Here is an 18,160-nt window from a genome sequence, read left to right on the forward strand (position 1 = left end):
CTTCAACCATCGGAAACGGGGGATGAGGGGGAGAGGCGGGAGATCGAAAACGCGCAAGAATCGCGCGGGTGGTGCCGTCTGTAACGGTGGCAGCGGCGGTCGGTCGACGTACTAATAGAGAGCCCGGACGCCGGCGATCCCGCGACGGAGGCCTTGAAAGGCCTCGGTGGCGGGTTGGTGGCCTGTTCGGGCAGTCGCTTGGGTTGGTTGGGGCAATGGGGTCAGGCGGGGAAAGGGGCGCAACCGGTATGCTCGCCGCTTGAGCATCCGGCTTGGTTGGCAAGCGGTATTCACGGACTTGTGGGAAAGAGGTTCTTGGCCCAGCGCAGCGCAACAGCATGGCACACGAGGCTGATCCAAGCGGAGGAAGCCCTCCGTCGAGCGCGGGAGGGCGCGACTCCGGAAGGGCTGGCGGCGCTGGATGAGGCGGCGGGACAGCTCGAGCGGTTGAAACTGGATCTGTATGCCGCGGCAGAGATGGCTGAGACGATTACGCAGCTTGATCAACTTGTGTGGAACGCGTGGAGCAAGAAGATCGCGCCGGATTCGGCGCTGACGCGCGAGGGCGCGTTCGGCCAGGCGCTGGCGCGCGTGCTTTCGGAGGGAGACAACGAGCGGCGTGTAAAGGCGCTCGATGAAGCGGAGCGTGCGCTGGCATCGACGAGGAGAATGACGGCGGCGCTGATCGCGGCGATCGCGCAGGCGGCGGAGCGCTACGCGAGCAGGCACGTGATGCGGTTCGGCGTGGACACGATCGAGCGGGTCGCGACGGCGGAGAACGGACGAACCGGCGCGGCGCGGATCGGGAGCGCGGACGCGGCGGCGTGGCGAAAATACAAGGAATTGATGGGCGAGACAGCGGGGGCTTCGGAGGCGAACATCGAAGCGGAGATTCTGCGTGCGGTGGCCGAGTTTGCGGAGAATCTCGCGGGCACGTTCGCGAGCGCGGAGCGTGACAGCCTCTCCGCTTCGCAGCGCGACGTCGGAGGATCGCAATGACGCTTCTGGAACTGGTCGAGCCGATTCTGCAGCAGGTGTGCCGCCTGAACCGGCTGGCGCGGAAGGGCGCGGCGATCGACTTGACGGTTGTTCGTTCGGAATTGAGGTCGGCGCTGAACGATGCGAGGGCGCGTGCCGCGGCGGACCCGGAAGTGATGCGCGGATTCGAGACGGTCGAGCCGTCGATGCTGGTGTTTATTGATTCGAATGTGCGGGCGATGCGCGCCGGGTTTGCGGGCGTGTGGAAGCCGCTGGCGCCGGAGCGCGGGGTGGATTCGAGCGTTCGCGTGATCGAAGAGGCGATCGAGAAGGCGCTCGCGGACAACTCGGCGGGCTCGACGGAGCGGCTCGCGGTGCTGGCGCAGATACTGGGGCTGGGCGTGCCGGGGATTTATGGGGGAAACCGCGAGGCGGGCGCGAAGAAACTGGCGGAGGTCTTGCCTCGGCTGAGCGCGGTGGCGGAGATCGATCAGACGGAGCGCGTGTGTCCGGAGGCGTACCGCAATGTTGATACACGGAAGCTGACGCTGCCTCCGGTGAGGAGCCTGACGAGCGTCGCGATCGCGGCGGTCGGGATGATCGTGGTCGTGGTGTGCGCGTACTTCATGCTGTTTGCGCGGGCGTCGGGCGATCTGCGTTCGACGCTGCAGCAGATCAAGGAGTCGAGCGGCGGTTCGGCATCTTCGGGAGGTGCGAAGTGAGTTCACTCCTGCTCGGTGTGTGCTTGAGCGGGGTGGGCGCGGTGCGCGGGCTCGCGGCGGGCGAGTACTCGGCTCTTTTGAGGATGATCCCGAAAGACGGGACGTTTCTCGCGGTGCTTGGGATCGGTGCGGTCGTGGTGGCGCTCGCGATCGGCGCGTTCCAGTGGTTCGTGCAGGTGCGCGACAAGGCGAAGGGTGTTCCGTTCGCGGATTTGATCAAGAACGCGGCGGGGATCGCGCCGGTGATGACCGATCCGGCGAAGCGGGCGCGGCTGGATGATCTTCGGCGGAAGTTCGATGACGGCGTGGAGAAGTTTCGCGCGGCGGGGAAGGACTTGTACAGCCTGCCGTGGTATCTGCTCGTCGGTCCGGCGGGTTCGGGAAAAACCGAGGCGCTCCGGCATTGCAACGTCGGATTCCCGCCTGGGCTGCAGGACTATCTGCAGGGTGCCGGCGGTACGTTGAACATGCACTGGTGGTTTACGAACCACGCGGTCGTGCTCGACACGGCGGGGCGCATGTTCATGGAGGGTGGGGGCGCGGGCAGCGGCGGGGCGGAGGGTGAAGACGGGGGCGAGTGGGCAGAGTTTCTGCGCCTGCTCAAGCGGAGCAGGCCGAACGAACCTGTGAACGGGATGTTTTTAGTGATCGGCGCGGACAGTCTCATTCGCGACAAGGCGGAGGAGATCGAGAGCAAGGCGGGGAGGATCGCGCAGCAGCTTGACACGATTCAGAGAACGCTCGACGTGCGGTTCCCGGTTTTTGTGATCATCACGAAGTGCGATCTGATCGCCGGCTTCCGCGAGTTCTTCGACAACATTCACGATCCGAACCTGCAGCATCAGTTGCTCGGTTGGAGCAACCCGGACAATCTGGATGCGCCCTTGCGGATCGAGCTGGTTGAAGAGCACATGAAGCAGGTGAAGCAGCGCCTGCTTTCGCGCCGGCTCGCGCTCGTTGCGGACACGACGAAGTTTGCCCAGGGAACGGGCAAGCGGATGGATGAGGTCGATGAGCTGTACGCGCTGCCGGAGAATCTGGACAAGGTTGTGCCGCGGCTGAAGCGGTATTTGGAAACGATCTTTGCGGGCGGCGAGTGGAGCCCCAAGCCGCTGTTCCTGCGAGGGATCTACTTCACGAGCTCGATGCGTGAGGGTGAGGCACTCGATCAGGATTTGGCGAAGGCGCTGGGCCTGACGCTCGACAGCTTGCCGGGCGGAAAAGTATGGGAGAAGGATCGCGCGTTCTTCCTGCGCGACGTGTTCCTGTCGAAGGCGTTCCGCGAGAAGGGGCTGGTGACGCGGGCGACCAACGTCGGGCAGGAACAGAATCGGCGCCGGATGGTTTTGATGGGTTCGGCGGTTGCCGCGGCTGTTGCGGTTCTGGGCTTTGCGATTTACGGGCAGAGCCAGCTTGGCAAGTCGATCGAGGGGCCGCGCGAATTCTGGAAGTCGGTGGGTGTTGCGGTCGGAGCCGTGCAGGCGGAGAAACCGGCGGAAACAGATCCGACTGCGCAGCCGGGGACGACACTGACCAAGGGCGACACGGCGGTGGTCGGGTACGAAGCGCCGAAGTGGGTGTACCTGGGCGATCGCGCGGACGTCGGATTGCCGGACGAGGTGACGGCGCGGGCGAAGTTGCCTGCGATCGCGACGAAGAGGGCGGAAGAGCCGGTGCGGGTGCCGATCGTGTTTTCGCCCGCGGCGGTGATGGTCGGTGCGGGCGGCGGATTCACCCAGGAGCAGCGCGCGGCGAGCGCGGCGGTGCTCGAACGGTCGGTGTTGCTGCCCCTCGTGAACGGTGCGCGGCAGCGGATGAGTGAGAATGGACCCTGGGATTCGCGCGCGACGGCGGCGCTGGCGGAGTTGATGAGGCTGGAGTCGCTGAAGCTCGGGCTCGCGCCGGCGGGCGGGCCGCGGGCGGCGCTGATCGATCTCAAGGCGCTGTTCGCGTATGTACTGGATGGGAAGCCGGCGCCGGAAGAGCTCGGCGCGTGGCAGAACGCGATCGATTCGACATACAAGATCGGGGCCGCGTCGGAAGGAAAACTGTCGTGGCCGCCGGCGAGTCTGGAGACGGGTGATGTGGCGTCGCTGCGAGCAATCCGCGAGGGGCTCGAGCGGTTCGCGGGATCGTGGGGGCAGCGGGCGCGGGGAGACGAGTTCGCGCTCGGGCGGCTCTCGCTCGTTGCGGAGTCGCTGGCGACATTCAGGTCGGAAGAAGCGAAACTGATGAGCCTGCGCGGCATGCCGGACGCGGAAGGGAAGCCGACGGCGATCGTGCAGACGACGGCGGAATTGGATTCGTTCACGGGCGATGCGCGGGCGAGGCTTGACGCGATGGCGACGGCGGCGAGCAAGTGCGATTCGCTGCTGGCGGGGATGAAGATGAATCCGTCGGAACTCGGCGCGAGCATCGAGCAGACCAAGCGCGAGGCGATCGACCAGATCAACGGCGAGTATGCGATGTTGCTGTCGCAGCTGCCGGTGCTGGGTGAGGGCGAGACGAACGAGCCGCAGGCGATCGCGGAGATCAGGCAGTTGATCGGAGCGCGGCGCGAGAGCGCAGAGAAGGCGGTCGATCAGGCGGCGGCGAGAGTCGGAACTTCTTTGTCTGCGGTCATGCCGCTGGCGGCGCCGGGCCCGGGCGGGAGAGAGAGCGAACTGGCGTATCGAGTCCGGCTCGATGCGTATCAGCGTGGCGCGAAGGACTTGTTCGATCGGGAATTGCAGACGGGCGACGCGGACTGGTACGGGCTTTCGGAGCGTTTTCAGAAGCTCGATGGGCAGACGGATCGGGCGAGCGCGGATATTGACTCGATCGTTCGGGGGCTTGCGGATGCATCGGCGCGGACGATGGTCGGGGGCGTGGCAAAGACGTTTGTGAGGACGGCGCGTGCCGCGGGAGCGTCGGAGATCTTGAGCGGGTTCCTTGCGAAGCTGCCGGACACTTCGGACGGCGTGGCGAATGCGGTGGAGGGGATCGCGAAATCGAAGGGCGTGAAGCCGTTTGCGAAGCCGACGATTCCGATGACGGATTTGCAGGGCGGGGAGATCGCGACGAAGTTTTCGTCCGCGGCGGCGGGGATCGTTCTGGCCGGTCTGACGCGCGCCGAATCGGAGCTTTCATCGGCGGGCCAGGGCGGCGCGGCGGTCATCGACCGCGACCGGTTGCTCAACGAGGTGAAATCGCGAGGGCGCGGTCTTGAGGATTACGCGCGGGCGTATGCGGGCGTGTGGGCGAGCGGGGTTGTGCGCGAGATGTCGCTGAGCGAATCGCTGCAGGCGTGGGACAAGCTCGGTCCGGCGATGACGGCGGGGCTTGACAAGGCGGCGGCGGCGACCGCGCCGATGAGACAGGTTGCGACCGCGGCACTCGATGCCGTGGAGCCGCTGCCGGCGAGCGTGAAGAGCGCGCCGGAGAACAAGGCGGCGATCGAACGGCTGCAACAGACCGTGAAGAGCTTGTCGGATGAGGGAGAGATGCGCCGACGAGGAGATGCGCTGAACGCGCTCGTGCCGCTTGGGGCGCTTGATTGGCGGAAAGCGCGGTCGGCGTTGCTTGTGCAGGGTTCGGGGCAGGCGCGGCTGGATGCGCTGGCGGAGCTGGCAGGAACGGGCCCGCGGGATATTTTCGGCGAGAGCGTGGCGATCGGGATTCTGCGGTCGCTTCGGGCGCAGTATGAGCCGGCGGCGCGCGAGGCGCTCGATGTGCTCAAGGCGTCGGACAAGTGGCCGTTGTCGCGGTCGGGCGATGTTGCAAAGCCGCTGGATGAAGCGGGATTGCTGCGGGCGCTTGGCGCGGCGGACTTGCTCGCGGCGCCGGGCACTGTTCCGAATGATGTTTCGGGCGAATTGAAGGATCTGATTCAGGATCTGCGCGGGAGGCGCGTGCTGACGGATCAGCAGAGGCAGCGCGTGGATCGGATCCAGGCGGTTGCGTCGGCGCTTGGGAACGGGCTGGAACAGAAGCAGCCGGTGACTGTGTCGATGGTCCCGGTGTGGAGCCGCCGCGACGTAGAGGCGCTGCCCCCGCTTTCGAGTTCGGGCGTGAGCAGCGCGGGCGATGTGATCGAGTGGTTCGAGCAGATGGAGATTGTGCGGGATGGGGAGGGGCCGGGCCCGCGGATCGCGCTGCGCGGGATCGATGCGGCGCGAGCGGCGGAACTGGTGAAGCAATTGTCGATGACAAGCCCGGGGCCGGGCGTGACGATCCGGTTCTTCCGGAATCTGGGAGATTCGGCTCCTGCAGGCGAATCTCGCATCGCCGGACCGTGGACCGCCGCCGTGATCGCGCTCCAGCCGGGCGCAAAGCAGGCGGCGCCCGGAGGAAACTCGTGGGTGGTGCCGCTGCCGGTTGTCGAGCTTGAGACCAAGCAGACGTATCACCTGTGGATGAACGTGACGTTTTCGTCGCCGATGCCGAAACCGGAAGAGTGGCCGAGCGCGACGAGTTGGCCCAAGTGAGCACGCGTGATCGGATGAACGAGAGTCTGCGGCGTGAGAGTTCCGGGGGCGTTTTGAGGTTGGGGAAAGCGCGGAGGCCCGAGCAGCACGGATGCTGAAGAAGTTCTCTCAATGGCTCGGTGGGCTGGCGACGACAGCGCAAGGAGGCGGTGCGCCGTGCGCTCAGCTGTGCTTGTTCGGTAAGCATCCCGGTTGGGATGATCACATGCAGGATTTCGGGCTGAACACCGAGCGGCTGGTGGAGGTTCGCCGGACGCTGTATGCGGAAGGGATCGCGGGGAATATCGATAACGGCGCATGGGAAAAGATGGGCGCGGCGGCGATCCCGGGTTTCGATCACGCGTTTGTGTGGCGATTCAAAGGAGATGAGTTTGTATTCGGGCGGCTGTGGGCGAGCAGCGATGCGCGGGGACGGAAGAAGTATCCGATGGTGGCGTGCGTGCATGCGCGCGGGCACGAATTGAGTCGGATGGCGCCGCTGGCGTCGGAGTCGGTGACGCGGGCGATGGAGGGATGCAGGCAGGAGCGCGATGCGCAGGCGGTGCGATCGGTCTTTTTGCGGGAGAGTGAGGGGCTTTCGGCGCGGGCTTCGGCGATCGGAACGGAAGGAAATGAACGGTTCGACCGCGCTTGCCGCCGAACGCTGGCCGAGGATGCGGAATTGAGCGCGGGAGAGGCGATCCCGATGGTGCGTGCCGCGTATTCGCTGCACCGGGAAGCGGAGCCTGCGCTGAAGCGCGGCGCGGCGCAATCTTCCCGGGGCGTACAGATGAGGCTGCCGCCGGTGCGGGGAATGGGGATCGGCGGGAGCGCGTGGGCGTGGACCGCGTCGGCGCTTGATCTGCTGCATGTGCCGACGGGCGTGCCGGACGGAACATTGGCGATCGAAGCGATCGGAAATGGTGCTTCCTGGGTGGATCTGTTGATCGGTCGCGTCTCGTCGCCCGAACTCGTGTGTCTGCGCGCTTCGCCGGGTGCGGTTCCTCTCACAACCGACGTGCCTTTCAACATCGAAGCGGCGTTTGCCGATCGCGTTCGATCCAGAGTCGCGATGTGGCGTTCGGATGCGCAGGAAAGGACCGGCGCGAAAGGCTGATGCCGCGGCGAGATCCAAAATCTCCGCTCGGGTTGCATGCAGCCGTGTGGCCGACGGTGGTGGCGTTGATCATGGCCGGAGGTGTGCGCGCCGAATTGCCCTCGCAACCGTCCGATGGAAAGAGCAGCCACCTTCCGGTGGACGATCGGCCGCCTCCTGTGAAACTGACTCCGATTCCGCGGACGCTGGCGCAGCCGATCGATGAAGAGAATCTGCCGCCGGCGGTGCCGGGTCCGGGCGAGCGGTCGTACAAGGTGAGAAAGTTCGACCTCTCGTACAAGCGGGCGCATCCGAACCTGCCGCCGATCAGCGAGCTTGAGCTGATTCCCGTCGAGCTCGCTCTGACCAAAGACGGCTACATGGCGCCGCGCGAGGGATTGCCCACGGTGGTGATCCGTGTGGGAGACACGTTCGGGGGCGTACAGACCAAGGGCGCGACGTTTTTCAATAGTGCGATCCAGGCCGTGAGTGCCGCCATCGTTGCGGAGCTTGCGCGCCGGCAGCTGATCGGGTTGTTTGTTGTGCCGGATTCGCGCGATATCGACGAGGTGACGGCGGACGATCTACGGGGGGAGGGAGAAGAAGAGAGATACGACCTGAGATTGGTGATCTGGACGGGCGTCGTCAATCAGGTGCGCACGGTCGCGTCGGGCGATCGCGTGACGGAGAGCGATCAGCGGATCGACAATCCGATGCACGCGCGGATCCGCAAACACAGCCCGATCAAGGCGGGCGACCTGATCCGCAAGGACAAGCTGGACAATTACGCGCTGCGGCTGAACCGGTTGCCGGCGCGCCGGGTGGACGTGGCGCTCGGGCCGACGCGCGAGCCCGGCGAAGTGGTGCTGGATTATCTGGTGAGCGAGTCGAAGCCGTGGACGCTGTATGGACAGGTGTCGAACACGGGCACGACCGAAACCAACGTGTGGCGCGAGCGCGTCGGATTTGTGCATAGCCAGTTGACGAATCACGACGACACGTTCCGGATGGATTACATCACGAGTTCTTTTTCGGATGTGAACGCGCTGAACCTTGGGTATGATCGGCCGCTCGGAGACAGCGGGGTCACGCTGCGCGGGTACAGCGGGATCAATAACTACACGGCGTCGGATGTCGGCCTTGCGGGCGAAGACTTCACGGGCAATGGATTCACGTTTGGAGGCGAGGTTTCTGTGCTGCTGGCGCAGCGGCGCGAGTGGTTTCTCGAGGCGAGCGCGGGCGGAAGGTTCGACAACATCGCGGTGAACAACCAGGCGGTCGATCAGAAGGGGTATGCGAATATTTTCTCGCCGTATGCGGCGCTTCGGCTGACGCGCGAGTCGGACGCGACGACGACGAAGGCGATGATCGGAGTCGAGGGGCTGGCGCCGTTCGTGACGGGCGTGCAGCAGTATCAGCTCGCGAATCTGGGCCGCTTGAACCCGGACAGCGCGTGGGCGATGCTCAAGTGGGATGTGGAGCACACGTTCTATCTGGAGCCCTTGATCAACGGGCACGCGGATGCGATCGCGCCGCCGGATACACCCGCGAACAGGAACATGACCTTGGCGCACGAGATTGTGCTGATCACGCGCGGGCAGTTCACGATGGACGACCGGCGCATGATCCCGAATACCGAGCAGGTGGCGGGCGGCGCGTACAGCGTGCGGGGCTATCCGGAGTCGGTTTCGGCCGGCGATACGGTTATTTTGGGTACGGCAGAATACCGATTTCACTTCCCCCGGACGCTGGCGGTTCGTGACCCGACGACGACGCCGTTCATGGGACAACCGTTCCGGTGGGCGCCGCAGCAGCCGTACGGAAGGGCGGACTGGGACCTGATCTTCCGGGCGTTTGTTGACGTGGGGCGGACCGTGAACAACAAGCGGGAGCCGTATGAGATCAACGGGACGCTCGTCGGTACCGGCGTTGGGCTGGAGTTTCTGTTCAAGCAGAATCTGAGCATCCGCGTGGATTGGGGCGTGGCGCTGTACAACTTGGAAGGCCCGACTCCGGTGGCACCCGGATACAACCGCGTCAACTTCATTTTGACGGTGCTTTATTGAGACGTTGGGGAGCGACGGCGGACGGCTGATCGGTGCGATCGTCAGAATCGGAATCGGTAATTTCTGCCGACGGCTCGTTGGCGAGCGGAGAGCTGAAGGCGCAGGTACATTGGACCGGTCGGAATCCGGCAAATCTTCAGTCTCTGACCGCCGTTTTCGCTGAGTTCTCGGGCGGAGCGGCAGAAACCCGGCTCGTTGCCGGACGTATGGGAAAGAGAAGGGGAAGCGACGGACCGAACCGCCGGGAAAGGGCGGACTTGGACGAACGGCTCGCCGCGGCATGAGAGTACAGACGCAAACCTCGCGTGCGAAAGAGCTGACCGGGTATGCCGGGAGCGCGGCTTCGGTGCGCGCGGGACGGCGGTCGGGCAAGAGCGCGGCGTGGATCGGATCGACGCTGGCGGCGCTGTTGATGTTGGCGTCAGCGCGGGCGGCGGGTCCGGTGAATCCGGTTGTGACTTATGGAAGCGCGAGTTTCCAGAAGGTCGGCAACAACTGGATCATCACGACCTCGAACCGCGCAATCATCCAGTATTCGAGCTTTGACATCGCGATGGGTCAGTGGGTGCGGTTCGTTCAGGCGGGCGGCGACGCCCGCGTGCTAAACCGGATCAACAGCTCGGTGCCGACGCGGATCGAAGGCACGCTGATGTCGAACGGTCACGTGTACTTCGTGAACCCGGCCGGCGTGATCTTCGGGCAGAACGCGGTGATCAACTGCGGCAGTTTCGCGGCGATCGGCGGGCAGCTGAGCGATCAGGACTTCCTCGCCAAGCGCGACAACTTCACGAACCTGACCGGATCGGTCGTGAACCACGGACAGATCACGGCGCAGCAGGGCGGCGTGGTGACGCTGGTCGGCCAGCACGTCGCGAACTACGGAAAGATCGTCGCGCCGCAGGGCACGGTGATCATGGCCGCGGGCAAGGACGTGATGCTCGGCGAGGCGGGCGGCCGGATCTTTGCGCGCATCGAGGGCGACGGCATCGCGCGACCGGAGGGTGTGCGCAACGACGGCGTGATCGATGCGGCGCGCGGGCGCACGCTGATGGCGGCGGGCGACATTTATGGCATGGCCGTGATCAACACGGGCCGCGTGATTGCGCGGGACGTGAAGATCGACGGCGGCAAGAGCGGCGAGGTTCGAGTCGCGGGGCAGATCGACGCTTCGAATCGGGACATTGGTAGCAAGGGCGGCATTGTCGAGATCGCCGGCGAGAAGATTGCGCTGACGGGCGCGGAGATCGATGTTTCGGGCGACAGCGGCGGCGGCACGGCGCATATCGGCGGGGGGCGGGAAGGCAAGGGGCTGGAGAATGCCGCGACGGCGCTGTACGCGGACAGTGCAACGACGATCAAAGCGGATGCGATTCGCGCCGGAAATGGCGGCGAGATCGTGCTCTATTCGCACGATTCGACGCGTTCGGGCGCGAAGCTCTTTGCGCGCGGCGGCACCGAGTCGGGAAACGGCGGTTTCATTGAGACTTCCGGCGGTTGGCTCTCGCTCGCGGGGTCTCCCGACACTTCGGCGCGGGCGCTGCTTGGGAAAGCCGGGCATTGGTTCATCGACCCGCTCAATCTTGATATCGTCGCGGGCGCATCGAGCAACGTGACGGGTCCGCCGATTTTCTCGCCGACGGGCGGCGCCGGGCAATTGTTTGTCGGCGACCTGGTTTCCGCGCTTTCGCTGAATAGCGTCGTGACGATTCAGACGGTCGGCACGGTCGGAGCGGGCACGGGATTGATCCGTTTCCAGGCGGCGCTCGACTTGCCGGCGACCGGCGGGACGCGCACGCTCAACGTGCTCTCGGCGGGTGGAATCGAGATCAACGCGCGCATCCGTGATCTGAACACTCCGACCGGCGGCGGGTTGAATCTGAACCTCTCCGCGAATGGCGGCGTGACGATCGCCTCGGGCGCCGACATCCTGCTGAACACGGGAACGTTCACGAGCAGCGGAACGGATTTCACGAGCAACGCGATCATTTCAGCGGGTCCCGGCGGCGTCTGGCTGAATCACATCGGCGCCGTTTCCCTCGCGAACGTGACGACGCAGGCGACGGCGCCGGGCGCGACTTCGCTGTGGGTGCGCGGGACGAGCTTTGCGAGCAACGGCACGCTGAAGACCAGCGGCGGGAAGATCGACATCCTGGCGTCGAGCGGGAACATCAATTTCGCGGGCGGATCGGTCGATGCGGGCAGCGGCGATATTTCGGCGCGCGCGAACGGAACGCTGACATCGGGCGTCGCAATAACGGGCGGGAACGTGTCGCTTGTTTCCGGCGGCGACGCGACGATTAACCGAAACGTCATTGCGAGTGGCGGCCTTGACATCCGCGCGGGACAGAACGGCGCGGGCAATCTCACGTTCGCGGGCGGCGCGGGCACGACCGTGCTGCAGGGAGCGACTATCAACCTGCTCGCGGGCAACGGCGTTTCACCGGGCTCTTCGATCCTGTTCTCGCGCTCGACGGACGTTGCGAGCACAATTGGTGCCGTGACAATGAGCGCGGGACCCGGCACGATCCAAGTGGATTCCGGGCGCATGCTCCGCCAGACGATGGCGGGAGATTTCTCGCTTGTCGCCAACGACCTGAATCTCGCCGGAACTCTTGTTGGTTTCGCGACGGGCAAGCTTCGGATACTGACCGGTTCGAGCGCGCAGAACATTTCTCTGGGCGGCGCGGTGGCGCCGGTCGGCGCGTTGCATTTGTCGACGACCGAACTCAACAACATCAGCGGCTTCAGCACGCTCGAGCTCGTCAAAACCGGGCAGACTGGAAGTATTGCGATCGACGGGGCCGTACCCGCGATGAGCCGATCGCTGAACGTGCTGCTCGGTTCGGGTGTGTTCCGGCTCAATGACAGCCTGACGCTTACTGGTTCGTTCAGCAACAACGGCCGGACCTTGGTCGGCCCCGGCAATATCAATCTGGCGGCGTCTTCGGCGACGTTCATCGGGTTGGTCGATGCCGCGGCGGCCGGTGCAAACTTCACGGTGACGAGCACGAATCCCGGGGGCCTTGTCAACTTTGCGAATTCGATCGGTTCGGGCTTCGCGCTCAACAGCCTGACCGTGAACGGCCCGGCGGAAACCCGGGTGCGAAATCTTGTGCGCGCCGGCGTCGCGGTCTTCAACTCGAAGACGACGATCCAGAGCAACACGACTTTCAACGGCGGGCCGGTCGTCTTCAACAGTTCGCTTGATTCCGGCATCGGTGGTCCGTACAGCGCGACGTTCCTCGGCGGGCAGGTTTCTTTGCTCGGTGGCGTCGGCCAGACGAACGCGCTCGCGTCGCTGCTCACGGTTTCGAACGCGATCGTTTCGGGCAATGTGCGCACGATCGGCTCGCAGACGTACGGCGGCGACCTGAACGTCACGAGCGCTTCAAATTTCTTGGCGAGCAGCGCATGGAGTGTGCTGGGCGCGACCACGCTCGGTGCGAACGCGAGCATCGTGATGAGTCCGACCGGCGCGATCCCGCAGCCGACGGTCTACTTCGCGGGTACGGTCAACTCTCCCTCGACGAGCAACTTGGTCGTGACGAGCGCCGGGGTGATCACGTTTGCTTCCGACATCGGAGCGGCGTCGGCGCTGCACAACCTGACGGTGAACGGTGGAGGGCTGACGCGCATCGGTGGCACGGTGCGGATCGATTCGTCGGGCCTTGGCCAGTTTTTCAACCAGACGGAGCTCCTGAGCGACCTGTTCCTGCAGGGTGGAACGTTCGCGTTCAAGGACGTGCTTGATTCGGGCGCGGGCGGGCCGTTCTCGCTGACCGCCGCGGCGACTGGAACCGTGTCGTTCGAGAAAAACGTGGGCGTCGGACGTGCGCTGCGATCGATCGATACCACGGGCGTTGCGCTGACAGAAGTCGGCGGGGATATCGCGACGACGCAGAATCAGAGTTTTTCGCAGACGAGGCTCATCGGTGGTGCGGGCGATCGATCATTCAGCGCGACAAGCGGGAACATTTTCTTCGCGGGCGCGGTTGCCGCGGCATCAGCGGATATCGGAATCCTCACCAGCACGCCCGGGCTGGTGACGTTTAACTCGACGGTTGGTTCGGGAGTTTCGGGAGCGGGCGTGGTCGCGGATATCCGGCGCACGGGCGGCGGGCAGACGATCTTGCGCGGCAATACCGACTCGGTCGGCGAGCAGACCTTTGACGGTGATGTGCGGTTTGACACGCCGCTGACGGCGAACGCGGGCGGGAGCTTCCACGTCGGGGGCAATTCGGAGCTTAATGGCGATCTCGTGGTGCTGGCCTCGAGCGTCGATTTCGCCGGGAGCGTCGATTCGGTCGGTGGGCCGAGGAATCTGCACGTCACGAGCCCGGGCCTGATCAACTTCGGCAACACGGTCGGGCAGTTTGGCCAGTTGAACAATCTGCTGGTTGATGGCGGCGGGTTGACGCGGGTGACAACGTATGTGGGTGCGGCGGATGCGCGGTTCGACAACGCGGTTCAACTGACGGGCGACACGATCTTCGAGAGCGGGAGCGTCCGGTTCGCGCAGACACTCGACTCGCTCAATCCGGGAGCGTTCGGCGCAGAGTTCAAGGGCGCGGGCGGTTCGGGCTTGCTCACGCTGCTCGGTCCGGTGGGCTCCACCGGTGCGCTCGAGTACCTGATCTCACGCACCGATGCGGATGTGCGCGGGGATGTTCGCACCAGCAACCAGCAGCAGTTCGACAAGGCGCTCGCGATCACGGGCCCGGCAACGTTCAACGCGGGCGGGTTCTTCTCGGTAGCGGGACCGACGACAATCAACGGGCGTGCGAACGTGAACGCTTCGAGCGTCACGTTTTCCGACTTCGTCGATTCGGCGCCGGGCGTACCGACCGGTGAGCTCTTCGTGCAGAGCGCGGGCCCGATTCTTTTCGCGAAATCGATCGGCCAGAACAATCAGCTGGTGACGCTCGATGTCTCGGGCGGCGGCGAGACGACGATCAACGATGTGCTCGATGTGCAGATCGCCGATCTGCGCAACAACACGCTGCTCGGTTCGAACACGCATCTGCGCAATGGGCAGTTCACGTTCCATCAGTTGCTGAATTCGGGAGTCGGCGGACCCTTCTCGCTGGACACGCTCTCGGTCTCGACGCTGGCGCTCCTGGGGCAAGTCGGCGGACTCAATCGCCTGCAGAGCATCGACGGCCTTGGCGCGGCGCAAACCGTGCTCGGAGCAAATGTTACGGCGCAGGACTTCATTCGATTCGGCGCGACCCAGCTCGACGGCGACAGCATCGTCAAGAGCTTTGCAGGTCCGATCGACTTCGGTGTGATCACCTCACCGATCGCACGCAACCTCGGTGTGGATACGCCGGGAATCGCTACTTTCGGCGGAACCATCGGCTCGCTCAGCAATCCGCTCGCTTCGATCAATCGGACCGGAAGCGGGTTGACGATCCTGAATGGAGATACGTTCACGTTCGGCTCGCAGTCGTTCGCGCAGGACGTTCGGTTCAACAACGCGCTCGATATTCATGCGGGTGGGCCTCTCTTCATCGGCGGGGCGTCGATGCTGGGGGGCGACGTCAATGTCGCCGCGATCGGCGCGACGTTCCTCGGCGCGGTCGATTCGATCGGCGGCGCGAGGAACCTCCTCGTCACGAGCGCCGGACCGATTCTTTTCGGTTCGTCGATCGGCGCGGGTGGTGCGCTGCAAAGCCTGACCGTGAACGGCGGCGGCGTGACGACCATCAACTCGCTGGTTCACGTTCTGGGCGCCACCGACTTCGCGAATAACACGCTGCTCGGCTCCGATGTCGATCTCCAGGGCGGCACGTTCCGGTTCGGCGGCACGCTGAACTCGGGCGCGGGCGGGCCGTTCGACCTCCGCTCGCTCGGTACGGGCACGATCGAATTCGTTGGCGATGTCGGCACGCTTGCAAGGCTCGATGCGATCGACACATCACTCGCGAGCGATACCTGGCTGCACGGTGCGTTGCTCGGCACGAGCGCCATCCGGTTGAGCGAGCTGCGGTTGCTCGGGTCCAATCTCAAGACGGTTTCGAGCACCGGCGGCGCGATCGACTTCCTCGGCGCGGTCGCGGCCGACAGCGGAGCGGCGCTCAACGTCGTTTCGCCTTCGACTGTCGAATTCCACTCGACCGTCGGCTCGGGAATCCTCGGGCTCGGAGCGCTTGGCACGATCAATCGCACCGGTGGCGGCCTCACGATCCTCGATGGCGATACAACCACGACCGGCCTGCAATCGTTCGATGGGAATCTTGATCTCAACGGAGCGCTCACGCTGAGCAGCGGCGGGCCATTCAGCGTGACCGGCGTGACGAGGATGTTCGGCGACACGATCCTGAACACCTCGGGCTTCGCGTTCGGCGGCTCGGTGGATTCCGCGGGGGGCGCGCGTTCACTTACGATCACGAACAACGGCATCGGGTCGTTCGGATCGGGTCTCGGCGGGGGCGGCGCGTTGAGCACGCTGACGATCGGCGGCTCCGGGCTGACGCAGTTCACGGGAAATGTCCGCCTCATGCCGGGCGGCGTCATGACGATGACTCAGAGCGCCGAGATCGCCGGGCCGTCGGATTTCCGCGCCGGCACGTTCAATTTCAACTCGACGCTGAATGCCGCGAACGGCGCGATCAACCCGACACTGCTCCTGATCGCCGATGCCGCGAATTTCAATGCGGATGTCGGGTCGCTGATGGCGCTCGCGTCGCTCGATGCGGGAGGCGTGACGCTGTCTCGAGTCGCCGGGAATGTGACCGCCTCCGGGCTGCAGAAGTGGGGCTCGCTGCTCCTGATCGGCGCTCCGGGGGTTCGCAATTTCAACGCCGGTGTTGCGACCTTTGCAGCGATCGACGCGGCGACCAGCACAATCGGGATGAACGTGAACGCACCGGGATTGGTCACGTTTGCCGGACCTGTGGGGCTGGGCACGATCGGCGGCGGAACGGCGCTCGCTTCGCTCGTGAGCAACGCACCCGACACCATCATCGGGGCCAACACCAAGACCATCGGCGCGACGACGTTTCAGGGCAATCTCTACACGGTCGGCACGCGTACGGCGGCTGCGTCGAATTTCACTGTCGGCGGCAAGACGTCTCTGGGGAACGGGTTCACCGTCAACGGGACCAATGCTCGCTTCGTCGGCGCTGTCGATTCCGCCTCGGGCGTGTTCGCCAGTCTGCTCGTCAACGTCACCAACGAAGCGCGGTTTGAGAGCGGCGTCGGCCAAAGCTTTGCGCTCTCGAGTTTCCGCAGCAACGCGAACTCGTCGTTCCTGCGGGGCAGCCTCCACACGCTCGCCTCGGGTCAGGCGTGGTTTGGCGGGGAACTGCGCGTGAACTCGAGCCTGACCGGCACCACGACGATCGACACCGGACAGCTGTTTGTCGGGCGCGATCTGTACACGGACGCGCTCGCGCCGGGTGCCGCGAACGTCACGCTCATCGCGCGTGCCGCCCCGACGATCGAAGTGGCGCCCATCCGCATCGGGGGAAATCTCGGTGCGTCCTCGACGACGCCGGCGGCTTCGCAGCGACTCGGGAACCTCGTCATCGGCACCGGCGGCGCGACGCCGATGACCGCGACGGTGATTCTGGCGCGGACCTTTGATTCGCAAGGTCGCATCCTCGCGGCCGGCGTTTCGCCGGGCGATCAGTACTTCATCGCCGCCAACAACATCTCGATGGCGGCAGGCCAGAAGCTGACGGTTCTGGGCACGCTGACTATGAGCGCGCTGACCAACGCGACGATCGCCGACATCACGACGCTCGGGAGCATGAACATCATCGCGCCGTCGATCTCGATCGTGAGCCGCGCCGGGTTCAGCGTGTTCAACAACGCGGGCGGCACGATCAACGACATCGGCACGGACCTTGTTTCGGGCGGCGCGATCAACATGAGCGTTGTGCCGGTTCTCCTTCCGGGCGCCGGCACGTTCAGCTATTCGGCGATCGCCGGGCCTTCGCCGATTCTCCAGACGTTCAGTTTCCGCCAGTATCCCTCGGCGATCACGCTGAACAACTTCACCGATCTGCGTCCGGCGAGCCCGCTCGGACCCAACTTCCTGCTCTCTCTCGACTTTGCTTCGCTGGGCCCGACGTCGACCAACGTGGCGGATACACGAGCGGTTCAGCCGCCACGGTTGGGTGAAGTGCAGCGCGTGAGGCAGACGGTCGCGGTCGATCCGGCCGATCAGGAACTGCTCCGTCAGCTCGGTCTTTCGGTCGAATCGGCGACGCCCGAACAGATCATCGCGGCGTTCATCGGATACAGCTACTACCAGAACATCCCGAACAAGGCGCGTCCCAGCGTCGAGGCGGGCGACTACGTCGTCACGGCCGACCGGCTCTGGATGAAGGCGGTGGTCGAACTTGCCAAATCATTCAAGGCGGAGATGCAGCGCACGGTTCTGGACGACGCCGGCAACTCTGTCGCGCAGCTCCGCGATGTCGAACTCCGCCAGGCGTTCTCCGAGTCCTGGGATCGCTTCACGGCTCAGGCGACCGCCGGCTCGCCGGAAGAAGAACTCGCAGCGTATCGCGACTACCTGCTCGGCCATGAGGAAGAGCGGGCGACGCGCGAGGAGCTCGCGCGGCTGGGTGTCGTCATCGACAAGCTGCAGGGACTTGGCCTGACCTCACTGGAGGCCGGAATCCCCGAAGAGCGGTTGCTCGAAATGGTTCGGCCGCCCGCGCTCTCGACGGACGACATGCGCCAGATGATCGCCGCGGTCAATGCCGCGGGAATCAAGGCGACGCCCCGCGAAGAAGCCCCGGCGAAGCCGGAAGTTCCCGCAACGGTCCCGCCGGTGGCGGACCACGGCGCGGAGCTGCTCAAGGTCTCCAAGCGATAATCGGGCGGCGCGGGCGAGCCCTT

6 protein-coding genes are annotated in these 18,160 nt (G+C 65.0%); all 6 read left to right on the forward strand.

Annotated features, from left to right (window positions below):
* Nucleotides 1–315: 315 nt before the first annotated feature.
* The 6 genes from KF691_03010 (at nucleotide 316) to KF691_03035 (ending at nucleotide 18,137) form a co-directional block, all read left to right on the forward strand.
* Nucleotides 316–999 (forward strand): hypothetical protein, encoded by a 684-nt coding sequence (locus KF691_03010; GenBank protein ID MBX3388407.1) that lies wholly within the window; start codon nucleotides 316–318, stop codon nucleotides 997–999.
* Nucleotides 996–1,700: a DotU family type IV/VI secretion system protein gene (locus KF691_03015; protein ID MBX3388408.1), complete on the forward strand. Its 705-nt coding sequence runs from the start codon at nucleotides 996–998 to the stop codon at nucleotides 1,698–1,700. Before KF691_03010 ends, KF691_03015 begins: the two co-directional genes overlap by 4 nt.
* Nucleotides 1,697–6,166, forward strand: a complete 4,470-nt coding sequence (locus KF691_03020; GenBank protein MBX3388409.1) for a hypothetical protein — start codon at nucleotides 1,697–1,699, stop codon at nucleotides 6,164–6,166. Before KF691_03015 ends, KF691_03020 begins: the two co-directional genes overlap by 4 nt.
* Nucleotides 6,167–6,257: 91 nt before the next feature.
* Nucleotides 6,258–7,262 (forward strand): hypothetical protein, encoded by a 1,005-nt coding sequence (locus KF691_03025; GenBank protein ID MBX3388410.1) that lies wholly within the window; start codon nucleotides 6,258–6,260, stop codon nucleotides 7,260–7,262.
* A 44-nt stretch (nucleotides 7,263–7,306) separates the two neighbouring features.
* Entirely contained in the window at nucleotides 7,307–9,307 is a 2,001-nt protein-coding gene (locus KF691_03030) for a ShlB/FhaC/HecB family hemolysin secretion/activation protein (GenBank protein MBX3388411.1), read from the forward strand.
* Between the two features lie 280 nt (nucleotides 9,308–9,587).
* Complete coding sequence (locus tag KF691_03035) at nucleotides 9,588–18,137, forward strand: filamentous hemagglutinin N-terminal domain-containing protein (GenBank protein MBX3388412.1); 8,550 nt, start codon at nucleotides 9,588–9,590, stop codon at nucleotides 18,135–18,137.
* Nucleotides 18,138–18,160: the final 23 nt, after the last annotated feature.

The organism is Phycisphaeraceae bacterium (genome assembly GCA_019636555.1).
Lineage (GTDB): Bacteria > Planctomycetota > Phycisphaerae > Phycisphaerales > UBA1924 > JAFEBO01.